Here is an 18,246-nt window from a genome sequence, read left to right on the forward strand (position 1 = left end):
AATTAGTCCTCTCGGGCAAACAGTGCCTCAATAAAATCCTCGGCCTTGAAGGGCCGTAAATCGTCGATGCCTTCTCCGACACCGATATAACGGATAGGGATGCCAAACTGATCGGCGACCGAGAAAATCACGCCACCTTTGGCTGTCCCATCCAGTTTAGTCAGTGTAATGCCGCTCAGCCCTACCGCTTCATGGAACAGTTTGGCCTGGCTGATGGCATTTTGCCCGGTACTGGCATCCAGGGTCAGCATGACTTCATGTGGCGCCTGCTCATCCAGCTTCTTCATCACACGGGTAATTTTCTTCAGCTCTTCCATCAGGTGCGATTTATTTTGCAAGCGCCCTGCGGTATCCGCGATCAACACGTCAACGCCACGTGATTTGGCCGCCTGGATGGCATCGAAAATCACCGAGGCAGAATCCGCGCCGGTATGCTGCGCGACAACGGGAATGTTGTTGCGCTGGCCCCAGACCTGAAGCTGTTCAACAGCGGCCGCACGGAACGTATCGCCCGCCGCCAGCATCACAGATTTACCTTCTGCCTGATACTGACGTGCCAGCTTGCCGATGGTGGTGGTTTTACCCACGCCGTTCACGCCGACCATTAAGATGACAAACGGGGTTTTACCTTCGACATTCAGCGGTTCATCGACTTTCGCCAGGATCGCCGCCATTTCGCTTTTCAGCAGGCCATAAAGCGCTTCCGCATCGCGCAGTTGCTTACGGTCAGCATGCTGCGTCAGGCTGGTAATAATGCGCCGCGTCGTTTCCACACCCACGTCGGCAATCAGCAGTTGTTCTTCCAGTTCTTCGAACAGGTCATCGTCGATTTTCTTGCCACGGAACAGGCTGATAAAACCCGATCCCAGGTTCTGGCGGGTCTTCACCAGGCTGCGCTTCAGGCGGGCAAAGAATCCCTCTTTGGTGGGGCGCTCCTGTTCCTGCTCGTGCGCTACCAGCGGTGCGGCGGCTAACGGAAGATCGCTGACCGTGTCGTCTGGCGCTGTCGCCCCGGCATCGTGCCCGACAGTTTCAACGTTAACGACGTCCGCGTCTCCCAGTGCCAGCGCAGCCAGTTCTTCGTCACTCAACGGCGCATCGTCCGCCTGTTCAGTTTCAGCGATGGCAGCGTCGTGCGGCGCGATATCTGTCACGTCGGCATCCGCCAGCGCCAGCGCGGCCAGCTCATCGTCGCTCAGCGGCGCATCGTCCGCCACAGGTGCCTGTTCAGGCGCGGATGAGGCAAGCTCAACCTCCGCTGACGGCAGCGCAGTCAGTTCCTCATCGTTGACGTCATCGGCAGGCTCAACGGGCGTGATCATACCGGTATGCGGATCAACCGCCGTTTCAGGCCCGGCTACACGGGCGGTAACCGGTACGTCTTCAGACGTAGCTGCATCACTTTCCTGTTGCTGTTCAACACGGTTTTCAGGTGCGGCACCGCGTTCCTGTTCAGCGGTTTCCGCCTGACTGCGTGCCGGGGCTTCCTGTTCTGGCTGCTGGGCTTCCGGTTGTGCCGTCTGCGCATCCGTTAAGGGTTGTTTCTCTTCTTCTTTGCCAAATCCCAGCCAGGAAAAAAAGCCTCGTTTCTTCTCTTTTGCCATTGTGTAACCACACTCCTCGATGGCTTCATCCCGGTAGCACAATGTTCCCAGGGTTAAAAACAGTATTGGTGATAAACGCCAAAGTGGCGTTAAACCGCAGAATTATGCATAACATCAGCAGCGTCGTAGTCTAACACTTTCCTGGCAGCTCACCACAGCACCCTTTTTTAACGTTTCTTCTCATCGTTTCGCCCGTTAAACTACGCAACAAATTATGACGATTTGTGAGCAAGATGATAAAACCTCCCCGTAAAACAGGTGGTACGGGCCAAATCCGCATTATTGGCGGACAGTGGCGCGGCCGCAAATTACCGGTGCCAGACAGCGCGGGTCTTCGTCCCACCACCGACAGGGTGCGAGAAACCCTGTTTAACTGGCTGGCACCCCACCTGCAGCAGGCTGACTGCCTGGATTGCTTTGCCGGAAGTGGCGCACTGGGGCTGGAAGCGCTCTCACGCTATGCCGCGTCGGCGACGCTGCTTGAGCTGGAGCGCCCGGTGGCGCAACAGCTGAGCAAAAACCTTCAGACATTGCAGGCCTCAAACGGCAACGTCGTACAAACCAACACCCTGAGCTGGCTGGCGCAGGATGGCCATCCCTTTGGTATCGTGTTTGTCGATCCTCCGTTTCGGCAGGGTTTGCTGGAGCAAACCCTGCAACTGCTGGAAAAAAATAACTGGCTGACAGCGGATGCACTCGTCTACGTTGAAAGCGAAGTGGAAAACGGCCCACCGCCGGTGCCGGTTCACTGGGATTTACATCGCGAAAAAATTGCGGGCCAGGTGGCCTATCGTTTATATCAGCGCCAACAGGAGACGCATGATGTTACTTAATTTAGGACGCCTGCTGATGCTGTGCGTATGGGGTTTTTTACTGTTTAACCTGATTCATCCGTATCCGAAGCCCCTGACCTGGTTCATCAATGTGGCCTTGATATTTATGATCCTGATGCACGGCCTGCAGTTAGTCCTGCTGCGCACGACGCAGGGCAAAGATGCACCACCGCTCGATCGCGCTACCCAGATCAAAGTCTTTTTGTTTGGCGTGTTCGAACTGGTTGCGTGGCAGAAAAAAAATTTCCCACGTAAATAAAGGATAACGGCGGGCGTCACGCTCGCCGTCAGTTTCCGGCAGGCGTGAAGCGGATAAAACGCGTGCCCTGAAGTGTCAGCTCGCCTTTCGTGCCCTTGTCCATCAGGTGGTAGTCGCTTTCATTAACGCGCATCTTAATATCGCTTTCGCCATTGAGCGGATGAAACCAGGCCTCATAGCGCATTTCGTCTCCGGCGATCACTTCGCGCTCACGTGAGCGGCGACTGGATACCGAAAACTCACGTTTGGTTTTGACCTCAACCGCGACGGTGCGTACCGGCGAGGCATCGTTGACGGCTGCCTCGCGCCGCTGTTTGATGAACTGGCGTGTCGCGAGTACGGCAATAATGGCCACGACGATAATAAAAAGTAGCGGTGGTTTCATCTTTCCTCAGCGTTTATCCGGTCTCAGATCGTCTTGCATTGCGCGATAAAGCATACAACCAGAGTTGACCGATTGTCACATCGCGCTGGCATAACCTAGACTGACAGGAGTGTTTCAGGAACTGTCACCATTTTGGTAAAAAGGGAGAAGCAATGCTCTGGTCCTTTCTCGCTGTACTTTTCTCCGGCTGGCTGTACGTTGATGCCTCTTACCGGGGCCCGCAATGGCAACGCTGGTTATTTAAACCTGTTACGTTGCTCCTGTTAGTCGGTCTGGCCTGGCAGGCCCCCACACGCAATACATCTGATTACCTGATTGTGGCTGGGTTAGTCGCCACGCTCATCGGCGACACGCTGACGCTGCTCCCGCGGCAACAAATGCTTTATGCGCTGGGCGCGTTTTTCCTGTCGCATCTGCTGTACACGCTGTGTTTTGCGGCCAATATGACGATGACATTTTACTGGCCCATCCCACTAACGTTTCTGATCATCGGGGTGGTTGTGATTGGTGTGCTGTGGAGTAAGCTGGAAACGCTGCGCTGGCCCGTCTGTACGCTGATCGGCATGACGCTGGTCATGAACTGGATGGCTACTGAACAATATGTCTTCCGCCCCAGCGATTACAGCTTCTCAATTCTGGTTGGCTCTGCCCTGCTGCTGCTGGCCAATATCGTGTGGTTTATCAGCCATTATCGCCGCCGTTTCAGCGCCGACAGCGCGATTGTCGCGGCCTGCTACTTTGCCGGTCACTTTATGATCGTCCGCTCCCTGTGGATCTACTGAAAAAAGGCACAATAATGCTGGCGTTGGGTTAAACCTCTGGGTGTAAGATAAGCCGTGGGCACGTCGCCCACGTCTTCCGGAGGTTATATGCATCAACATCATGCTTGTGGCTGCGGTAAGCCACGCAATACTCATCGAGCCGCAAAACCACTTTGTGCCATTCGCCCTGTTCGTCCGGGCACCTTATCCATTACTGCGGCCTCTCCTGAAACGACAGAGAGCACCAGCTGCGGCGGCGACTGTAGCTGCTCTGCCGCGTCTGCCGGCGAAGCCAGTGACGAAGGTGACCGACGACGATCCTCTGATGCTTTTCAGTTCAGCTGGCAGGTTAGCGGTATGGACTGCCCCAGTTGTGCCCGCGCAATCGAAACCGCCGTTCGCCAACTCCCTGACGTCCTGCAGGCCCGCGTCGTCTTTTCCAGTGAAAAACTTGTCGTTAATGCCCGCGCCCCGGTTCAGTCTGCAATAGAAGACGCCGTGGTAAAAGCAGGTTTTCATCTCTCCTCAACCTCTGTTTCTGCGCCTGCGCCATCGCCCTGGCGTGCCCGTTTCCCGCTTTTACTGCTTGCTGCGCTCATGGTAGCCAGCGCTGCGCTTACGCAGGTGAATGCCGTTTGGGGCGACCGGTTATTTATTCTGACGACGCTGGTCGGGCTGGTGCCGGTCGCGCGTAAGTCGTGGCAACGTCTGCGAACCGGCTCTGCCTTTACCATTGAAACTCTGATGACCCTGGCGTCGGCAGGTGCGTTATTAATTGGTGCGCATGCGGAAGCCGCCATGGTTCTGCTGCTGTTCCTGTTGGGCGAAAAACTGGAAGCCTATGCCGCAACCCGCGCGCGCAGTGGGGTAAGCCAGCTGATGGCGTTGCGTCCCGAGTTCGCTGTGCGCCTGCAAAATGGCACCCGTAGTGAGGTGCCCCTGTCCGCGTTGCAGCCTGGCGACCGGATCGTAATCGCCGCCGGTGACCGTTTGCCGGTCGACGGCTGCTTACTGGCGGAAAGCGCCAGTTTCGATGAGAGCGCGCTGACGGGCGAGTCGGTACCGGTGCTGCGTCAGCGTGGCGAAAAAATACTGGCGGGTGCGACCAGCGTTGATCGTCTGGTGGAACTGGAGGTGGTTTCCAGGCCTGGCGAAAGTGCCATTGACCGCATTTTGCAGTTGATTGAGGAAGCCGAAAGTCATCGTGCTCCGGTAGAACGTTTTATCGATAACTTTAGCCGGATTTATACGCCAGCCATCATGCTGCTGGCCCTGCTGGTGATGGTGCTGCCGCCCCTGTTTGGCGCGGGTGCCTGGCTGCCCTGGGTTTATAAAGGCCTGACGCTGCTGTTGATCGGCTGTCCCTGTGCGCTGGTGATCTCCACGCCCGCCGCCATCACGTCCGGACTGGCCGCCGCCGCCCGCCGTGGTGCGCTGATTAAAGGAGGCGCGGCCCTGGAACGGCTGAGCACAGTGCAGACGATCGCGTTCGATAAAACGGGTACGCTGACAGAAGGCCGGCCGCAGTTGACGCGAATTTTGCCGTTCGGCGAGGCTAACGAAGACGCGATTCTGCAATTAGGTGCCGCGGTGGAACAAGGTTCTACCCATCCACTGGCAACGGCGATTGTGGCAGCCGCACAGTCCAGGGCACTGCCGCTTCCGTCTGCCACTCAACAGCAGGCACTGGCGGGAAGCGGTATTCAGGCTGAAGTGGACGGCCAGCGTATAACGTTGCTGGCACCGTCGTACGTCAGCAGCCTGAGCCCGGCGCACCAGGCAATGGTGCATGAGCAGGAAGCCCAGGGCGAAACCCTTGTGATGGTGCTGCGTAATGGCGAGGTGCTGGGGGCGCTGGCCTTACGGGATAAGCTGCGCAGCGAAACCCCCGCCGCCTTGCAGGCCTTAAAAGCGCTTGGCATCAACAGCCTCATGCTGACAGGTGATAACCCGCGGGCGGCCGCTGTCGTCGCCCAACCTTTAGGCATCGCCTGGCATGCCAGCCTGTTGCCAGCCGGTAAGGTGGAGGCGGTTCGTCAGCTCAGTGAGCAGCAGGTGGTGGCGATGGTGGGCGACGGTATCAACGATGCGCCAGCCATGAAGGCCGCCACGCTGGGTATTGCGATGGGCAGTGGGACGGATGTCGCGCTGGAAACGGCGGATGCCGCCCTGACGCGCAATCAGCTCAGTAACCTGGCCCCGATGATTGCTCTGGCGCGCCGCACCCGGGCGATTATCCGTCAGAATATTGGTATTGCGCTGGGGCTGAAGGCGCTGTTCCTGGTGACGACGCTGGCGGGGTTAACGGGATTGTGGCTGGCGGTGCTGGCTGATTCCGGTGCCACCGCACTGGTCACGGCAAACGCGTTGCGGCTGTTACGCACGCGGGATGCATAACCTGACGGCGGCTCACTGCCGCCGTTATTCTCCCATCCCTTTCTGAATCAAAAACTGGTAAGGCAGCGTGTCGGTTTGTTCGGCCAGTAGCTGATGCTCCATAAACCGGCAAAAACCGGGGATATCCCGCGTGGTTGCCGGATCGTCCGCGATAATCAGCAGCGTTTCACCGTCCTGCATGCCGCGCACCGTTTTACGTACCATCATGACCGGCTCGGGACAACGCAGGCCCTGAGCATCCAGTTGATGGTCGGCGGAAGAAAATGCATCACTCATGACGGTCTCGATTTCAGTTAACGGGCGCTTATTCTAGCGCGTCCGCCCTTTGACGCAAGGCGGTAACGATTGCGTTAAAATTAGCCATTGCATTAATAGCACAACAGGGTAAGATGCGGCCGTTTTTTGTTCATACAACTGCAGCGCACTGAATGTTCAGTTGCCTGCACTGGGTTCCCTCACCCCACCACTAAAAAGGCTTACTATGCTCGCATTTACCCCGCGTCAGCGCGCTCATGCGCTCGTCTGGTTGTCCCTGTTTCATCTGCTGGTGATCACTTCCAGCAATTATCTGGTGCAGTTGCCTGTTTCCCTTTTCGGTTTTCATACCACCTGGGGCGCCTTTAGCTTTCCGTTTATTTTCCTGGCCACTGATCTGACCGTGCGCATCTTTGGTGCGCCGCTTGCACGCCGCATTATTCTGGCGGTGATGGTGCCGGCCCTGTTTATCTCTTACGCGATTTCCAGCCTGTTTTACCAGGGCGAATGGCAAGGCTGGCAGGCGCTGCAACAGGTAAACCTGTTTGTCGCCCGTATCGCCTGCGCCAGCTTTATGGCTTACGCATTGGGCCAGATTCTGGATGTGCACGTTTTCAACCGCCTGCGTCGCTTGCCGCAGTGGTGGGTGGCGCCAGGCTGTGCCATGTTTTTAGGCAACATCAGCGATACGCTGGCCTTCTTTTTCATTGCCTTCTACAAAAGCTCCGATCCGTTTATGGCACAGCACTGGGTAGAAATCGCTCTGGTCGATTACAGTTTCAAAGTGCTGATTTGTATGATTTTCTTTTTGCCTGCCTATGGTGTTTTACTCAACGCTGCGCTCAAACGCCTGGCCGAACGCCAGGCCCAGCCGCAGATACATTTCGGCTAACCGGCAATACAGCCTTTCCTGACAATCCGCTAAAATCTCCTGACAATACTCAGGTTGCGTTTGCAACCTGATTCCTGTTGTATAAACGCCTTCGTGGAATGTTAAAAAGGGATTCTGATGCGTAATTTAGTGAAATATGCGGGAATTGGTTTGCTGGTACTCGGCCTTGCCGCCTGCGATCAAAAGAAAGATGAAGCAGCAAACGATAATGGCGCATCTGCCAGTCAGTCTGCACAAACCGTGGCGCTGATGGACGGTAAATTACGTTTTACACTGCCACCTGGCCTGTCAGATAAGAGCGGTAAACTGGGTTCTCAGAGTACCAACATGCACGTTTATGCTGATGAAAGCGGTGCGCGGGCGATTATCGTCATTGCCGGTGAGCCGACGAATGAGGCCCTGGATGTGTTAGCGCAACGCATGGAACAACAGCAGCGTAATCGCGATCCCCAGCTTCAGGTTGTCTCCAATAAAGCGGTCACGCTGGGCGGTGAGCCGGCACAGCAGCTGGATACCGTCATCTCAGCAAACAACCAGACCTCCTGGTCCTCGGTTGTTCTGGCCAAAGTCGATGGTAAGCTGATGACGATGCAGATTACACTGCCCGGGAACAATCAACAGCAGGCCCAAAGCGATGCTGAAACCGTGGTGAAAAGCATTACCCTGAAATAACGGCAAGGGCACACCACACCACCGCGCGTTAATACTGAGCCATGCAATGATCATTCTGCCGCATGGCTCAGTTATCACTCATCCCTTCTGCTTTAGACACACTGTTCGCGCGCCTGACGCCAGTAATCAATCAGCCGCAGGTAGTTCTCTTTTACCGCCGCCACCAGTGCGTCGTCACGTATTTCACCCTGCAACCACTGGCGCGAGGGCTGTGCAAAGATTGTGCGCCCCACCGCAAACCCTTTTACCCACGGGGCCTGCGCCGCCGCGGCAAACCCCGCTTTAAGCGTGGCTTCTGGCGCATCAAGTCCCAGTAATAAAATGCCACGACAGTAAGGATCCTGCTGTTCGATCAAGGCACCTATGTCACGCCAGCTTGCCGGAGACAGGGGTGGGAGCTTCCACCAGTCAGGCTTGATGCCAAGCGCATAAAAGTGGTTCAGCATCTTCAGAAAATGCGCTTCATTGTGGTCTGGCTGGCTGTCAGGCAGGATCACTTCCAGCAGTAACTCATGACCGCTCTGGTTACAGCTTTTCCACACTTCCAGCAACAGCGCGTCCTGCTCCTCGCGCAGTTCGGCACTGTCGTGAGGATGATAAAACACCAGGCATTTTACCACATGCTCCGCTGGCCAGCCGATCAACTGGGAACCAATGCTGCCATGTTCCAGGCGTAACGGACGCGACCCCGGTAGTTCAATGGGTCGGCCAATCCATCGGTTCTTACCCGTAATCGCATTCAGCGTTTTCTGACCGAAGGTCGTGTCCGCCAGAATGCCGCTTTTACTTTCAATGCCGGCTTGCTGCACGGCCTGCTCCGCAGCCTGCAATAGCAAAAGTTTCAACTGCGGAATGCGCGAAACGTCCGCGCCAGCCTCCGTAGCCATCTCTACCAGCTGTTTGCGGTGATCAAAAGCGAAAATATTCAGTTCCGGCCAGGCGTGTTGACGCGATGTGACGCGGTGCAGATGGGTCAGACGGCTATCCAGATCGGGGCGTTTCACGTCCTGTTCGCGGCTTAAAAAGTCATCCAGCTCCTGTCGGGTGGGCATCGCAGGGGCGCACCCGTGTCGCGAAACCACCAACGCGCCACAGGCGTTTGCGTAGCGGCAGGCCTGTTCCCATCCTTCATCGTTTAACCAGCCGCGCAGCAGACCGGACATAAACGCGTCCCCTGCACCCAGCACATTCAGGACCTCGACACGCACGCCGCTGTGAAGTTTCACCGCTGCCCAGTTGCCTGGAATCGCGCCTTCAAATACCACGCATCCCATTGCTCCTCGCTTACAGACCAGCGTTGCGTTGCTCACCGTGCGCACGTTTTTCAGCGCGGTCAGCGTATCGGTGCTGCCGCCTGCGATATGAAACTCTTCTTCCGTGCCGACAATGAGATCGAAATAATGCATAACCTGCTGCAGTTGCGCGGTGACTTCAGAGGAGGCGATAAACCGGGTTTCCCCGTCCCCCAGTGAAGTCAGGCCCCACAATACCGGGCGATAGTCGATGTCCAGCGCGGTACGCAGACCATGCTTACGGGCATACTCCAGCGCTTTCAGCACGGCCGCTCGCGTCTGCGGGTGCGACAAATGCGTGCCGGTTACCGCAACCGAGCGAGAAGAAGCGATAAAGTCTTCATTAATGTCGTCTGGCACCAGGGCCATATCGGCGCAGTTGTCGCGGTAAAAAATCAGCGGAAAAGTGTCTTCATCTTTAATGCCCAGGATGACCAGAGCGGTCAGCCGCTTTTTGTCCGTGATAAGTGCTTCTGTATTGCAGCCGACCCGCTGCAAACTTTCCCGCAGAAAACGGCCATTATGTTCATCGCCTACACGAGCCAGCATGGCGGATTTCAGCCCCTGAATCGCCGTACCGTATGCGACATTGCCTGATGACCCGCCCAGATATTTCGCGAAAGACGTGGTGTCTTCCAGCCGCGCGCCAATTTGCTGACCATAGAAGTCGACGGCAATGCGTCCGATACAAATCACATCAAGACGCTTCTGTTCTCTCTGCATGCTTCTGGTTTCCTTCTGTGATGAGCAGACACTGCGGACAGGTTGTGCGTGGGGTCTGAAGGTGTCTGGTTAACGATAAACGCAGTATGAGGAACAAATATTCCAAACTCAATTCAAAATGAAACTTACACTGCGATTATGTGAAGCAGTTAAAAATCTGTTATGCCCGACACGTCAGTCAGGCGTTGCCGGACGGGACCTCGCGGGCCCGGTGCGACAGGGCCATGACGCTCCTGCCCGTTTTGCAGCATCTTTCTGCGTGATGAAATGAAATCTCGAAAACTTTGTAACTCTCACTAAACATTCCAGTTACGCTTATGGCATAGCTTCCCGCTGCCCTGTCAGCAAGGGTAAATTTGATCCCCCTCGCAAAATGAAATATTTCTTCTGTAATCGTATTTTATGAAAAATGCATTTGTTTATAATCCTCTGACATTTCAGTTCTTCAGGTAGCCTTTTCCGTTACGTCACGCCTTTTTAGCGCGGTGCCGGACTCTGCTACTGCCAGCACGTTGAGGAAGGTTTATGGCCACCATCAAACTGACTACCGCACAGGCATTAGTTAAGTTTCTCGATAATCAATACATTGACGTAGACGGCACAGAGACAAAGTTTGTAAAAGGCATTTTCGCCATTTTCGGTCATGGCAATGTGTTGGGACTGGGACAAGCGCTGGAGCAGGACAGCGGCGATCTGGTGGTCTATCAGGGGCGTAATGAACAAGGGATGGCCCACGCCGCAACGGGCTTTGCCAAACAGTCTTTGCGCCGCCAGATTATCGCCTGTACGTCGTCCGTAGGGCCCGGCGCCGCCAATATGCTGACGGCCGCCGCCACTGCCACCGCAAACCGAATTCCTCTTCTGCTCCTGCCTGGCGACGTCTTTGCCACCCGCCAGCCCGATCCGGTCCTGCAGCAGATTGAGCAGCCCTGGGATCTGAGTATCAGCACCAACGACGCCTTTCGTGCCGTCAGTAAATACTGGGACCGCGTCAGCCGTCCGGAGCAACTGATGAGCGCCTGTATTAACGCCATGCGCGTCCTGACCGATCCGGCTGAAACGGGTGCCGTCACGCTCTCTTTACCGCAGGATGTTCAGGGTGAAGCCTGGGATTATCCGGATTATTTCTTCCAGAAACGCGTTCATCGTCTGGATCGGCGTCAACCCACCGTTGCCCAGCTCGAAGATGCGCTGAAGCTCATCATCCGTAAACGTAAGCCATTAATTATCTGCGGCGGGGGCGTGAAATATTCCGGCGCAGGCGAGGCACTGCGTGCATTTGCCGAACGCTATCAGATTCCGTTTGCTGAAACCCAGGCGGGAAAAGGTACCTTATTATCTGATCATCCTCTCAACGTCGGCGGCGTGGGTGAAACCGGCTGTCTGGCGGCCAACCTGCTGGCAAAAGAGGCCGATCTGGTGATAGGCATTGGAACGCGCTACACCGATTTCACCACCTCGTCGAAATGGATCTTCCAGCATCCTGATGTGAGCTTTCTGAATGTCAACGTCAGCAACTTTGACAGTTATAAGCTTGATGGCGTGCAGCTGCTGGCCGACGCACGTGAAGCACTGCTGGCGCTCAGTCATGGACTGGTTTCACAGCACTATGCCAACGACTGGGGCGATCAGGTTGCCCTGGCCCGGCAGCAGCTGGAAGACGAGACACAGCGCGTTTATCACATCACGCCCAACGATACCGCCTTTGAGCCTGAGATTACCGATCACCTTGACCGAAAAGCCGTCTATGCCGAATTTAACCGCCTTACGCAGTCTCTGCTGACACAAAGCAGCGTAGTGGGCACGCTGAATCAGCACCTGCCTGCCGATGCCGTGATCGTGGGCGCTGCGGGCAGCCTGCCCGGCGACCTGCAACGCGCCTGGCGTACGCGGGGTTATAACGGCTATCACCTTGAATATGGTTACTCCTGCATGGGGTACGAAGTGAATGCGGCACTGGGCGTCAAACTGGCGCAGCCTGAGCGAGAGGTTTATGCCCTGGTAGGCGATGGCTCGTTCATGATGCTGCATTCCGAGCTGGTGACCTCCCTTCAGGAAGGGGCGAAAATCAATGTGGTCCTGCTGGATAACATGAGCAATGGCTGCATTAACAACCTGCAAATGGGGCACGGCATGGACAGCTTTGTTACCGAGTTCCGTTTCCGTAATCCGGACGGTGGCAAGCTCGACGGCGGACTGGTTCCGGTGGATTTTGCCGCCATTGCCGCCGGTTATGGCTGCAAAACCTATCGCGTCAGTACGCTGGAGCAGCTTACCGCCGCGCTGGAAGACGCAAAAACGCAGCGCGTTTCCACGCTGATTGATATCAAAGTGCTGCCCAAGACCATGATTCACAACTACTTCAGCTGGTGGCACGTTGGTGTGGCACAAACCGCCCACTCGACGCGCGCGCAACAGGTGGCGAACACGCTGAATACGCATCTGGCTCAGGCCCGTAAATACTGATTTCCGGGCCGTCTGACGGCCCATGTTTCTACTCTCCGATTTAACCCTACAGGTGTAATTATGACATTGAAACTTGGTGTGATTGGAACAGGTGCGATTGGTCAGGAGCACATTCGCCGCTGCAACAATGTCTTACAAGGGGCAAAAGTGGTTGCGGTATCCGATATCAATGCGGAAGGCGCCAAAGCCGCGCTGCAACGTCTGAACAGTGATGCAGACGTATGCGAGGATGGCTTCGCCGTCATTCAGTCACCCAACGTGGATGCCGTGCTCGTCACCTCCTGGGACCCGACCCATGAAGCGTTCACGCTGGCTGCCATTGAGGCGGGCAAACCGGTCTTCTGTGAGAAGCCGCTGGCGATGAGCGCTGAAGGCTGTCGTCGTATCGTGGACGCCGAGATCAAACACGGCAAACGTCTCGTACAGGTCGGCTTTATGCGCCCCTACGATGCCGGTTATCGGGCATTGAAAAAGGTGATTACCGATGGCGATATCGGTGAGCCGCTGATGCTGCATTGCGCGCACCGCAACCCGACGGTGCCGGAAAACTACAACACCGAAATGGCGATTACCAATACGCTGATCCACGAGCTGGATGTCCTGCGCTGGCTGACCCGCGACGACTATAAAACCGTGCAGGTGGTGTTCCCGCGCGTCAGTTCTAAAGCCCGTCCACACCTGAAAGACCCGCAAATCGTTCTGTTTGAAACGCAAAAAGGGATTCGCATTGATGTGGAGATCTTTGTGAACTGTACCTACGGCTACGATATTCAGTGCGAAGTCGTGGGCGAGGAAGGTATCGCCAGGCTGCCCGAGCCGTCATCGGTACAGTTACGTAAAGACGCCAAACTGTCCAATACCATTCTGGTCGACTGGAAAGATCGCTTTATTGAGGCATACGACGTTGAGCTGCAGGCCTTTATCAACGACGTAAAAGCGGGCCAGTTAACCGGTCCTTCCGCATGGGATGGTTTTGCCGCCTCGGTCGCTGCTGACGCCTGTATCAAAGCGCAGAAGAGCGGCGCGATCGAACCCATTGAAATGCCCGCCCGTCCGGCATTTTATAACTGACTCCTCTCGCCTTCAGGCAGGTAACTGATGAACAATCAAAAGGTTAAGCTGGCGATCGCGCCCATTGGCTGGACGAATGATGATATGCCCGAACTGGGCAGCGAAAACACCTTCCAGCAAACGGTCAGTGAAATGGCGCTGGCCGGGTTCACCGGCAGTGAAGTCGGCAGTAAATACCCACGCGATCCTGCGGTTCTGAAACCGATGCTGGAGATTCGCGGTATTGAGATCTGTAACGCCTGGTTCAGCACCTTCTTTGCACAGGGCGACAAAGCGAAAACGATTGAGGGATTCACCGAGCACATGAATTTCCTCTTCGAGATGGGCGCCCGGGTGATTGGGTGCTCTGAACAAAGCAAGAGCATACAAGGCACGACGCTGGCGGTGCTGGACGATAAGCCCGTGTTTAACGACGATGAATGGCAGCGCACGGCGGAAGGCTACAATGAACTGGCCGCGATCGCCGCCCGTAAAGGCATGCGCGTCTGCCTGCACCATCACATGGGCACCGCTATCCAGACGCCAGCAGAAATTGACCGTTTTATGGCCATGACGAACGATACTGTCGGCTTACTTTACGACACCGGCCATATCTACTATTCCGAAGGCTCACAGCAGGCCATGCTGGCGGTACTGGAAAACCACTTGCCACGTATTTTCCACGTGCACCTCAAAGATGTGCGGGATGACATCGTCGCTGAAGTCAGAGATCAGCATCTGTCTTTCCTGGACGGCGTAAAAAAAGGCACTTTTACCGTGCCGGGCGATGGCGTGATCGACTTTAAACCCGTGTTTAAAATCCTTGATGATTACGGCTATCAAGGCTGGATGGTGGTGGAGGCAGAGCAGGATCCCGCGCTGGCGAATCCATTTGAGTATGCGGTGAAGGCACGAAAATATATTCGCGAGCACACCGGGCTGTAAATTCACCCTGACGCAGGACGATATGCCTAAGGCTGCCCCAGAGCAGCCTTTTTTCAGCCCGATCGCACCGTTTGACGACGAATCTGTGAGTCATTTCATAAACCAATGAAATAAATTATGCCTGAAAAACAAACAAATGAAATTTTCCATCCATCTGGTATCATAGCGATTCTTATCCAGCCACGCTTTCCGCACATGAGCCGACGTAATGAGCAATAACCCTTCCCAACTTTCACTGCTGCAGGACGAGATTCGTCGCCGTTATGAAACGCTGAGTAAGCGTCTGAAGCAGGTGGCTCGTTATATTCTTGATAACAGTAACAGCATCGCCTTTGATACCGTCGCGTCTATTGCTCAGCAGGCCGATGTGCCGCCTTCGACCCTGATTCGCTTTGCCAACGCCTTTGGTTTTAGCGGCTTCAACGAAATGAAACAAATTTTTCGTCAGCATCTGATGGAAGAGACGGTTAACTACACCGAACGGGCACGCCTGTTCCGCCAGACCGCCGCAGACGACGCAGCGAACGCGCCTGAAAGCCCGGCGGAAATTCTGAATGTCTTCACCATGGTAAACAGCCAGGCGTTGCAGCAACTGGCGATGCAGGTGAGCCCGGAGCAGTTGAACAAAACGGTGCAGTTACTCAATGATGCCGAGAATGTCTATGTTATCGGCCTGCGTCGCTCGTTCAGTGTCGCCTCCTATCTGGTTTACGCCCTGCGCCATCTGGAGCGCCGCGCCTTTCTGATTGACGGGTTAGGCGGCATGTTCACTGAACAGCTGACGCTGGTGAATCCGAAAGACGTGGTGATTGCTATCAGCTGTTCGCCTTACGCCCGCGAAGCGGTAGAAGTGGTTGAGCTGGGCGCCAGGCGCGGTGCCCGCCTGATTGCGATTACGGACAGCCAGGTGAGCCCTCTGGCCGCGTTCAGCGACGTTTGCTTTGTGGTACGGGAAGCCCAGGTTGACGGTTTCCGCTCTCAGGTGGCGTCACTCTGTCTGGCTCAGACGCTGGCGGTTTCCCTGGCACTGAACAATGCCCGGACGCCCCCCGCATCCTGACGATCGCGCCACCTGACAGGGCGGCGTAGCCTGCGCCGGTCAATCAGAGACGGCCTCGTCAGGTAACAGACAGAGCCTGTCGCCGAACACCGTTCTCTGGTCAACTTAAAGGTACCATCACGCAATAAAAAAGGCAGCGAATAGCGCTGCCTTGTCAGTCCTCGCCACGGATTAACGTCGCGGATAACTGTCGCTGTTAACCCAGGCGTGATCGTGCTCCCAACTGAACTTCCACAAACGTACCGGCCCCGCCATGACGTTAAGGTAGTAATTGTCGTAGCCTGCCAGCGTCGCCACAGGATGATAGCCGCGCGGCACCATGACCACATCACGGTTATACACTGCCATGCACTCATCCAGCGAACGGTCGTCAGTATAAACGCGCTGCATGGCAAACCCCTGCTCGGGTTGAAAACGGTGGTAATAGGTTTCTTCCAGATAGGTTTCGTGTTCGCTGTTTTCCTGATCGTGTTTGTGGCTCGGGTAAGAGCTGGTATTGCCCTCATCGGTATACACTTCCACGACCAGCAGGCTCTCTGCCGGTTGAGAGTCCGGCAGAATATTATGCACCAGGCGCTGATTTTGCCCTTTGCCCCGCCGTTCAACGCCAACATCCTCCGGCGCAATCAGGCGAGCGGGCAGCTTGCCGCCCTGCCCGGGTGCCTGGCAGACCGCCAGCTCAAGATCGCTTTCAGCCTGTACCCTGACGTCATCATCATGAGGAACATACACAGAATAAGGCGGCGTGCGCTCAAACGGTGACAGACGTTTGCCGATATTCGGGAAACGTGCGTGGCGCGTGGTGACGGAAGCCAGCCCCGCGACCAGCACCAGGCAAAGTTCGCTGTCGCCACTTTTCAGGTCGAGCGTTTGCCCTTTTTTCAGCAGATAGGATGAAAAACCGACATAACGCCAACCGGCGCGCGCTGGCGTCACCTGCTGAATGCAGCCGTTATTGTCGGGCTGTTTTACCTTCGAAAGTAAGGCCATTCGCCTCCTCCTGTTTTGCGGTCCTTCACCTGACAACCCGCGCCCCTGTGTGTGGAACGCTGCGTCAGTGGTGCAGGTGATTTAGCCTAACGTTGGCATGCTGAATTCGGACACCGTTTGCTGACCGCCTGGCCAACGCACGGTGGCGGTTTTCATGCGGGTGTAAAAACGCACGCCGTCTGGCCCGTGCACGTTTAACGCACCAAAGACTGACCGTTTCCAGCCCCCAAAACTGTGGAAGGCCATCGGCACCGGCACCGGCACATTGACGCCGACCATTCCGGCCTCAACATCCTGCACAAACTCCCGCGCGGTATGGCCATTGCTGGTAAAGATGGCGCTGCCGTTACCAAATTCGTGGCTGTTAACCAGCTTCAGGGCACTGTCGTAATCCGGCGCGCGCATAATGCTCAGCACCGGACCAAAAATTTCCTCACGCCAGATGGTCATCTCGGCGGTAACGTTATCGAACAGCGTACCGCCGACGTAGTAGCCCTCTTCGAAACCGGCGACTTTGTGGTTGCGGCCATCAACGACCAGCTTCGCCCCTTCCTGCTCGCCCAGATCGATATAGCCCAGCACTTTTTTCTGGTGTGCCGCAGAAACCACAGGCCCCATTTCATTTTCATCGCTGCCTTGCTGGATTCCCGGCCCAACCCGTAATGCGTTGATCAGCGGTGTCAGGCGCGAAATGAGCTTATCGGCGGTATCATTGCCCACTGCAACGACAACCGGCAGCGCCATGCAACGCTCGCCCGCCGAGCCAAACGCACCGCCCATAATCGCGTTTACCGTGGCGTCCAAATCGGCGTCTGGCATAACGATGGCGTGATTTTTTGCCGCGCCAAAAGCCTGAACGCGCTTACCGTGCGCACTGGCCGTTTTGTAAATATGCTCGGCCACACCGGATGAGCCAACGAAGCTGACGGCGGCAATACGCGGATCTTTATAAAGCTGTTCTGCATTGTCATTGGAACTGTGCACGACATTAAATACGCCATCCGGCAGGCCCGCCTCCTTCAACAGCTCGGCCATGCGCACCGACGCTGACGGATCCAGCGCAGGCGGCTTGAGAATAAAGGTGTTACCGCAGGCCAACGCAATCGGGAACATCCACAATGGCACCATTGCCGGAAAGTTGAAGGGCGTAATCCCTGCCACGACGCCCACCGGCTGCATCAGCGAGTAACTGTCTACGCCACCGCCTACATTCGGGGAATACTCGCCTTTTAGCAGGTGCGGAATACCACAGGCAAATTCGATGACTTCGATACCGCGCGTCAGCTCACCCAGCGCATCTGACCAGACTTTGCCATGCTCAGACACAATCAGCGCCGCCAGTTCATCGCGGTGCTGCTCCATCAGAGCTTTAAAATTGAACATGATGCGTGCGCGGCGCAGCGGGGAGGTTTTTGACCAGGCAGGAAAGGCCGCATGTGCCACATCAATCGCCTTAGCCACTTCATCTGCGCTGCTTTGCGTGAGCTCACGGATAACCTTGCCGGTTGCCGGATCGAACACAGGAATGGTTTCGTTGCTGGCGCTGAATGTGGTTTGACCGCCAATAAAATTTCCTACGATAGTCATGATGTTGCCTCTTTGGTATGTACGGTTCCAGCGGGCAGAGCACAGAAGTGGCATGCTGGCTGGGCAGGAAAAGCC

General features: G+C 55.9%; 16 protein-coding genes. 10 read left to right on the plus strand and 6 right to left on the minus strand.

Annotated elements, in window-relative coordinates:
- Positions 1 to 2: 2 nt before the first annotated feature.
- On the minus strand, positions 3 to 1,604 hold the full coding sequence (gene ftsY / locus RAC90_RS15820) for a signal recognition particle-docking protein FtsY (protein ID WP_054632936.1): 1,602 nt from the start codon (positions 1,602 to 1,604) through the stop codon (positions 3 to 5).
- Between the two features lie 233 nt (positions 1,605 to 1,837).
- Here ftsY and rsmD point away from each other — a divergent pair, with 233 nt between their 5' ends.
- Together rsmD and RAC90_RS15830 are read left to right on the plus strand one after the other, a co-directional pair.
- Positions 1,838 to 2,437, plus strand: coding sequence for a 16S rRNA (guanine(966)-N(2))-methyltransferase (rsmD, locus tag RAC90_RS15825; RefSeq protein ID WP_058701438.1), 600 nt, complete (start codon positions 1,838 to 1,840; stop codon positions 2,435 to 2,437).
- Positions 2,427 to 2,696: a DUF1145 family protein gene (locus tag RAC90_RS15830; protein WP_006121057.1), complete on the plus strand. Its 270-nt coding sequence runs from the start codon at positions 2,427 to 2,429 to the stop codon at positions 2,694 to 2,696. Before rsmD ends, RAC90_RS15830 begins: the two co-directional genes overlap by 11 nt.
- Positions 2,697 to 2,724: 28 nt before the next feature.
- On the opposite strand, the gene RAC90_RS15835 is transcribed toward RAC90_RS15830, so the two are convergent.
- Positions 2,725 to 3,081, minus strand: coding sequence for a DUF2500 domain-containing protein (locus RAC90_RS15835; protein ID WP_033738213.1), 357 nt, complete (start codon positions 3,079 to 3,081; stop codon positions 2,725 to 2,727).
- 152 nt (positions 3,082 to 3,233) lie between these two features.
- On the opposite strand from RAC90_RS15835, the gene RAC90_RS15840 reads away from it, so the two are divergent.
- Both RAC90_RS15840 and RAC90_RS15845 read left to right on the plus strand, forming a co-directional pair.
- Positions 3,234 to 3,863: a lysoplasmalogenase gene (locus tag RAC90_RS15840; RefSeq protein ID WP_033738214.1), complete on the plus strand. Its 630-nt coding sequence runs from the start codon at positions 3,234 to 3,236 to the stop codon at positions 3,861 to 3,863.
- 87 nt (positions 3,864 to 3,950) lie between these two features.
- Positions 3,951 to 6,239, plus strand: coding sequence for a zinc/cadmium/mercury/lead-transporting ATPase (locus tag RAC90_RS15845; protein ID WP_375124537.1), 2,289 nt, complete (start codon positions 3,951 to 3,953; stop codon positions 6,237 to 6,239).
- Between the two features lie 24 nt (positions 6,240 to 6,263).
- Here the strand turns inward: RAC90_RS15845 and tusA are convergent, their stop codons facing one another.
- Positions 6,264 to 6,515 carry a sulfurtransferase TusA gene (gene tusA / locus RAC90_RS15850; RefSeq protein ID WP_006121061.1) on the minus strand — a complete coding sequence of 84 codons (252 nt, stop codon included), beginning with the start codon at positions 6,513 to 6,515 and terminating at the stop codon, positions 6,264 to 6,266.
- 205 nt (positions 6,516 to 6,720) lie between these two features.
- Between tusA and RAC90_RS15855 the strand changes: the two genes are divergently transcribed.
- Complete coding sequence (locus tag RAC90_RS15855; RefSeq protein ID WP_039342735.1) at positions 6,721 to 7,386, plus strand: 7-cyano-7-deazaguanine/7-aminomethyl-7-deazaguanine transporter; 666 nt, start codon at positions 6,721 to 6,723, stop codon at positions 7,384 to 7,386.
- A 117-nt stretch (positions 7,387 to 7,503) separates the two neighbouring features.
- Positions 7,504 to 8,058 (plus strand): DcrB family lipoprotein, encoded by a 555-nt coding sequence (locus RAC90_RS15860; protein ID WP_054686863.1) that lies wholly within the window; start codon positions 7,504 to 7,506, stop codon positions 8,056 to 8,058.
- A 92-nt stretch (positions 8,059 to 8,150) separates the two neighbouring features.
- Here RAC90_RS15860 and iolC read toward each other — a convergent pair whose 3' ends face one another.
- A complete protein-coding gene (iolC, locus tag RAC90_RS15865) occupies positions 8,151 to 10,073 on the minus strand; it encodes a 5-dehydro-2-deoxygluconokinase (RefSeq protein ID WP_375124538.1) in 1,923 nt (640 codons plus the stop codon).
- 525 nt (positions 10,074 to 10,598) lie between these two features.
- Between iolC and iolD the strand changes: the two genes are divergently transcribed.
- The 4 genes from iolD to RAC90_RS15885 all read left to right on the plus strand — a co-directional run bounded on the left by iolD (position 10,599) and on the right by RAC90_RS15885 (position 15,594).
- The gene (gene iolD, locus RAC90_RS15870) at positions 10,599 to 12,539 is read left to right on the plus strand and encodes a 3D-(3,5/4)-trihydroxycyclohexane-1,2-dione acylhydrolase (decyclizing) (RefSeq protein ID WP_058701441.1); all 1,941 of its coding nucleotides are present in this window, start codon (positions 10,599 to 10,601) and stop codon (positions 12,537 to 12,539) included.
- A 60-nt stretch (positions 12,540 to 12,599) separates the two neighbouring features.
- On the plus strand, positions 12,600 to 13,610 hold the full coding sequence (locus RAC90_RS15875) for a Gfo/Idh/MocA family protein (RefSeq protein ID WP_033738232.1): 1,011 nt from the start codon (positions 12,600 to 12,602) through the stop codon (positions 13,608 to 13,610).
- 27 nt (positions 13,611 to 13,637) lie between these two features.
- Positions 13,638 to 14,534, plus strand: coding sequence for a myo-inosose-2 dehydratase (gene iolE, locus RAC90_RS15880; protein ID WP_006121068.1), 897 nt, complete (start codon positions 13,638 to 13,640; stop codon positions 14,532 to 14,534).
- 208 nt (positions 14,535 to 14,742) lie between these two features.
- Positions 14,743 to 15,594: a MurR/RpiR family transcriptional regulator gene (locus RAC90_RS15885; protein WP_006121069.1), complete on the plus strand. Its 852-nt coding sequence runs from the start codon at positions 14,743 to 14,745 to the stop codon at positions 15,592 to 15,594.
- Between the two features lie 171 nt (positions 15,595 to 15,765).
- Here the strand turns inward: RAC90_RS15885 and iolB are convergent, their stop codons facing one another.
- Positions 15,766 to 16,584: a 5-deoxy-glucuronate isomerase gene (gene iolB, locus RAC90_RS15890; protein ID WP_054632931.1), complete on the minus strand. Its 819-nt coding sequence runs from the start codon at positions 16,582 to 16,584 to the stop codon at positions 15,766 to 15,768.
- 81 nt (positions 16,585 to 16,665) lie between these two features.
- Positions 16,666 to 18,171, minus strand: a complete 1,506-nt coding sequence (locus RAC90_RS15895) for a CoA-acylating methylmalonate-semialdehyde dehydrogenase (RefSeq protein ID WP_375124539.1) — start codon at positions 18,169 to 18,171, stop codon at positions 16,666 to 16,668.
- Positions 18,172 to 18,246: the final 75 nt, after the last annotated feature.

This window comes from Pantoea sp. CS_6 (assembly GCF_041954745.1).
Taxonomy (GTDB): Bacteria; Pseudomonadota; Gammaproteobacteria; order Enterobacterales; family Enterobacteriaceae; genus Pantoea; species Pantoea stewartii.

Excerpts from the sequence above, each read along its gene's own strand:
- ftsY (WP_054632936.1), bottom strand. The coding sequence starts at position 1,604 with ATGGCAAAAGAGAAGAAACGAGGCTTTTTTTCCTGGCTGGGATTTGGC.
- rsmD (WP_058701438.1), top strand. The coding sequence starts at position 1,838 with ATGATAAAACCTCCCCGTAAAACAGGTGGTACGGGCCAAATCCGCATT.
- RAC90_RS15830 (WP_006121057.1), top strand. The coding sequence starts at position 2,427 with ATGTTACTTAATTTAGGACGCCTGCTGATGCTGTGCGTATGGGGTTTT.
- RAC90_RS15835 (WP_033738213.1), bottom strand. The coding sequence starts at position 3,081 with ATGAAACCACCGCTACTTTTTATTATCGTCGTGGCCATTATTGCCGTA.
- RAC90_RS15840 (WP_033738214.1), top strand. The coding sequence starts at position 3,234 with ATGCTCTGGTCCTTTCTCGCTGTACTTTTCTCCGGCTGGCTGTACGTT.
- RAC90_RS15845 (WP_375124537.1), top strand. The coding sequence starts at position 3,951 with ATGCATCAACATCATGCTTGTGGCTGCGGTAAGCCACGCAATACTCAT.
- tusA (WP_006121061.1), bottom strand. The coding sequence starts at position 6,515 with ATGAGTGATGCATTTTCTTCCGCCGACCATCAACTGGATGCTCAGGGC.
- RAC90_RS15855 (WP_039342735.1), top strand. The coding sequence starts at position 6,721 with ATGCTCGCATTTACCCCGCGTCAGCGCGCTCATGCGCTCGTCTGGTTG.
- RAC90_RS15860 (WP_054686863.1), top strand. The coding sequence starts at position 7,504 with ATGCGTAATTTAGTGAAATATGCGGGAATTGGTTTGCTGGTACTCGGC.
- iolC (WP_375124538.1), bottom strand. The coding sequence starts at position 10,073 with ATGCAGAGAGAACAGAAGCGTCTTGATGTGATTTGTATCGGACGCATT.
- iolD (WP_058701441.1), top strand. The coding sequence starts at position 10,599 with ATGGCCACCATCAAACTGACTACCGCACAGGCATTAGTTAAGTTTCTC.
- RAC90_RS15875 (WP_033738232.1), top strand. The coding sequence starts at position 12,600 with ATGACATTGAAACTTGGTGTGATTGGAACAGGTGCGATTGGTCAGGAG.
- iolE (WP_006121068.1), top strand. The coding sequence starts at position 13,638 with ATGAACAATCAAAAGGTTAAGCTGGCGATCGCGCCCATTGGCTGGACG.
- RAC90_RS15885 (WP_006121069.1), top strand. The coding sequence starts at position 14,743 with ATGAGCAATAACCCTTCCCAACTTTCACTGCTGCAGGACGAGATTCGT.
- iolB (WP_054632931.1), bottom strand. The coding sequence starts at position 16,584 with ATGGCCTTACTTTCGAAGGTAAAACAGCCCGACAATAACGGCTGCATT.
- RAC90_RS15895 (WP_375124539.1), bottom strand. The coding sequence starts at position 18,171 with ATGACTATCGTAGGAAATTTTATTGGCGGTCAAACCACATTCAGCGCC.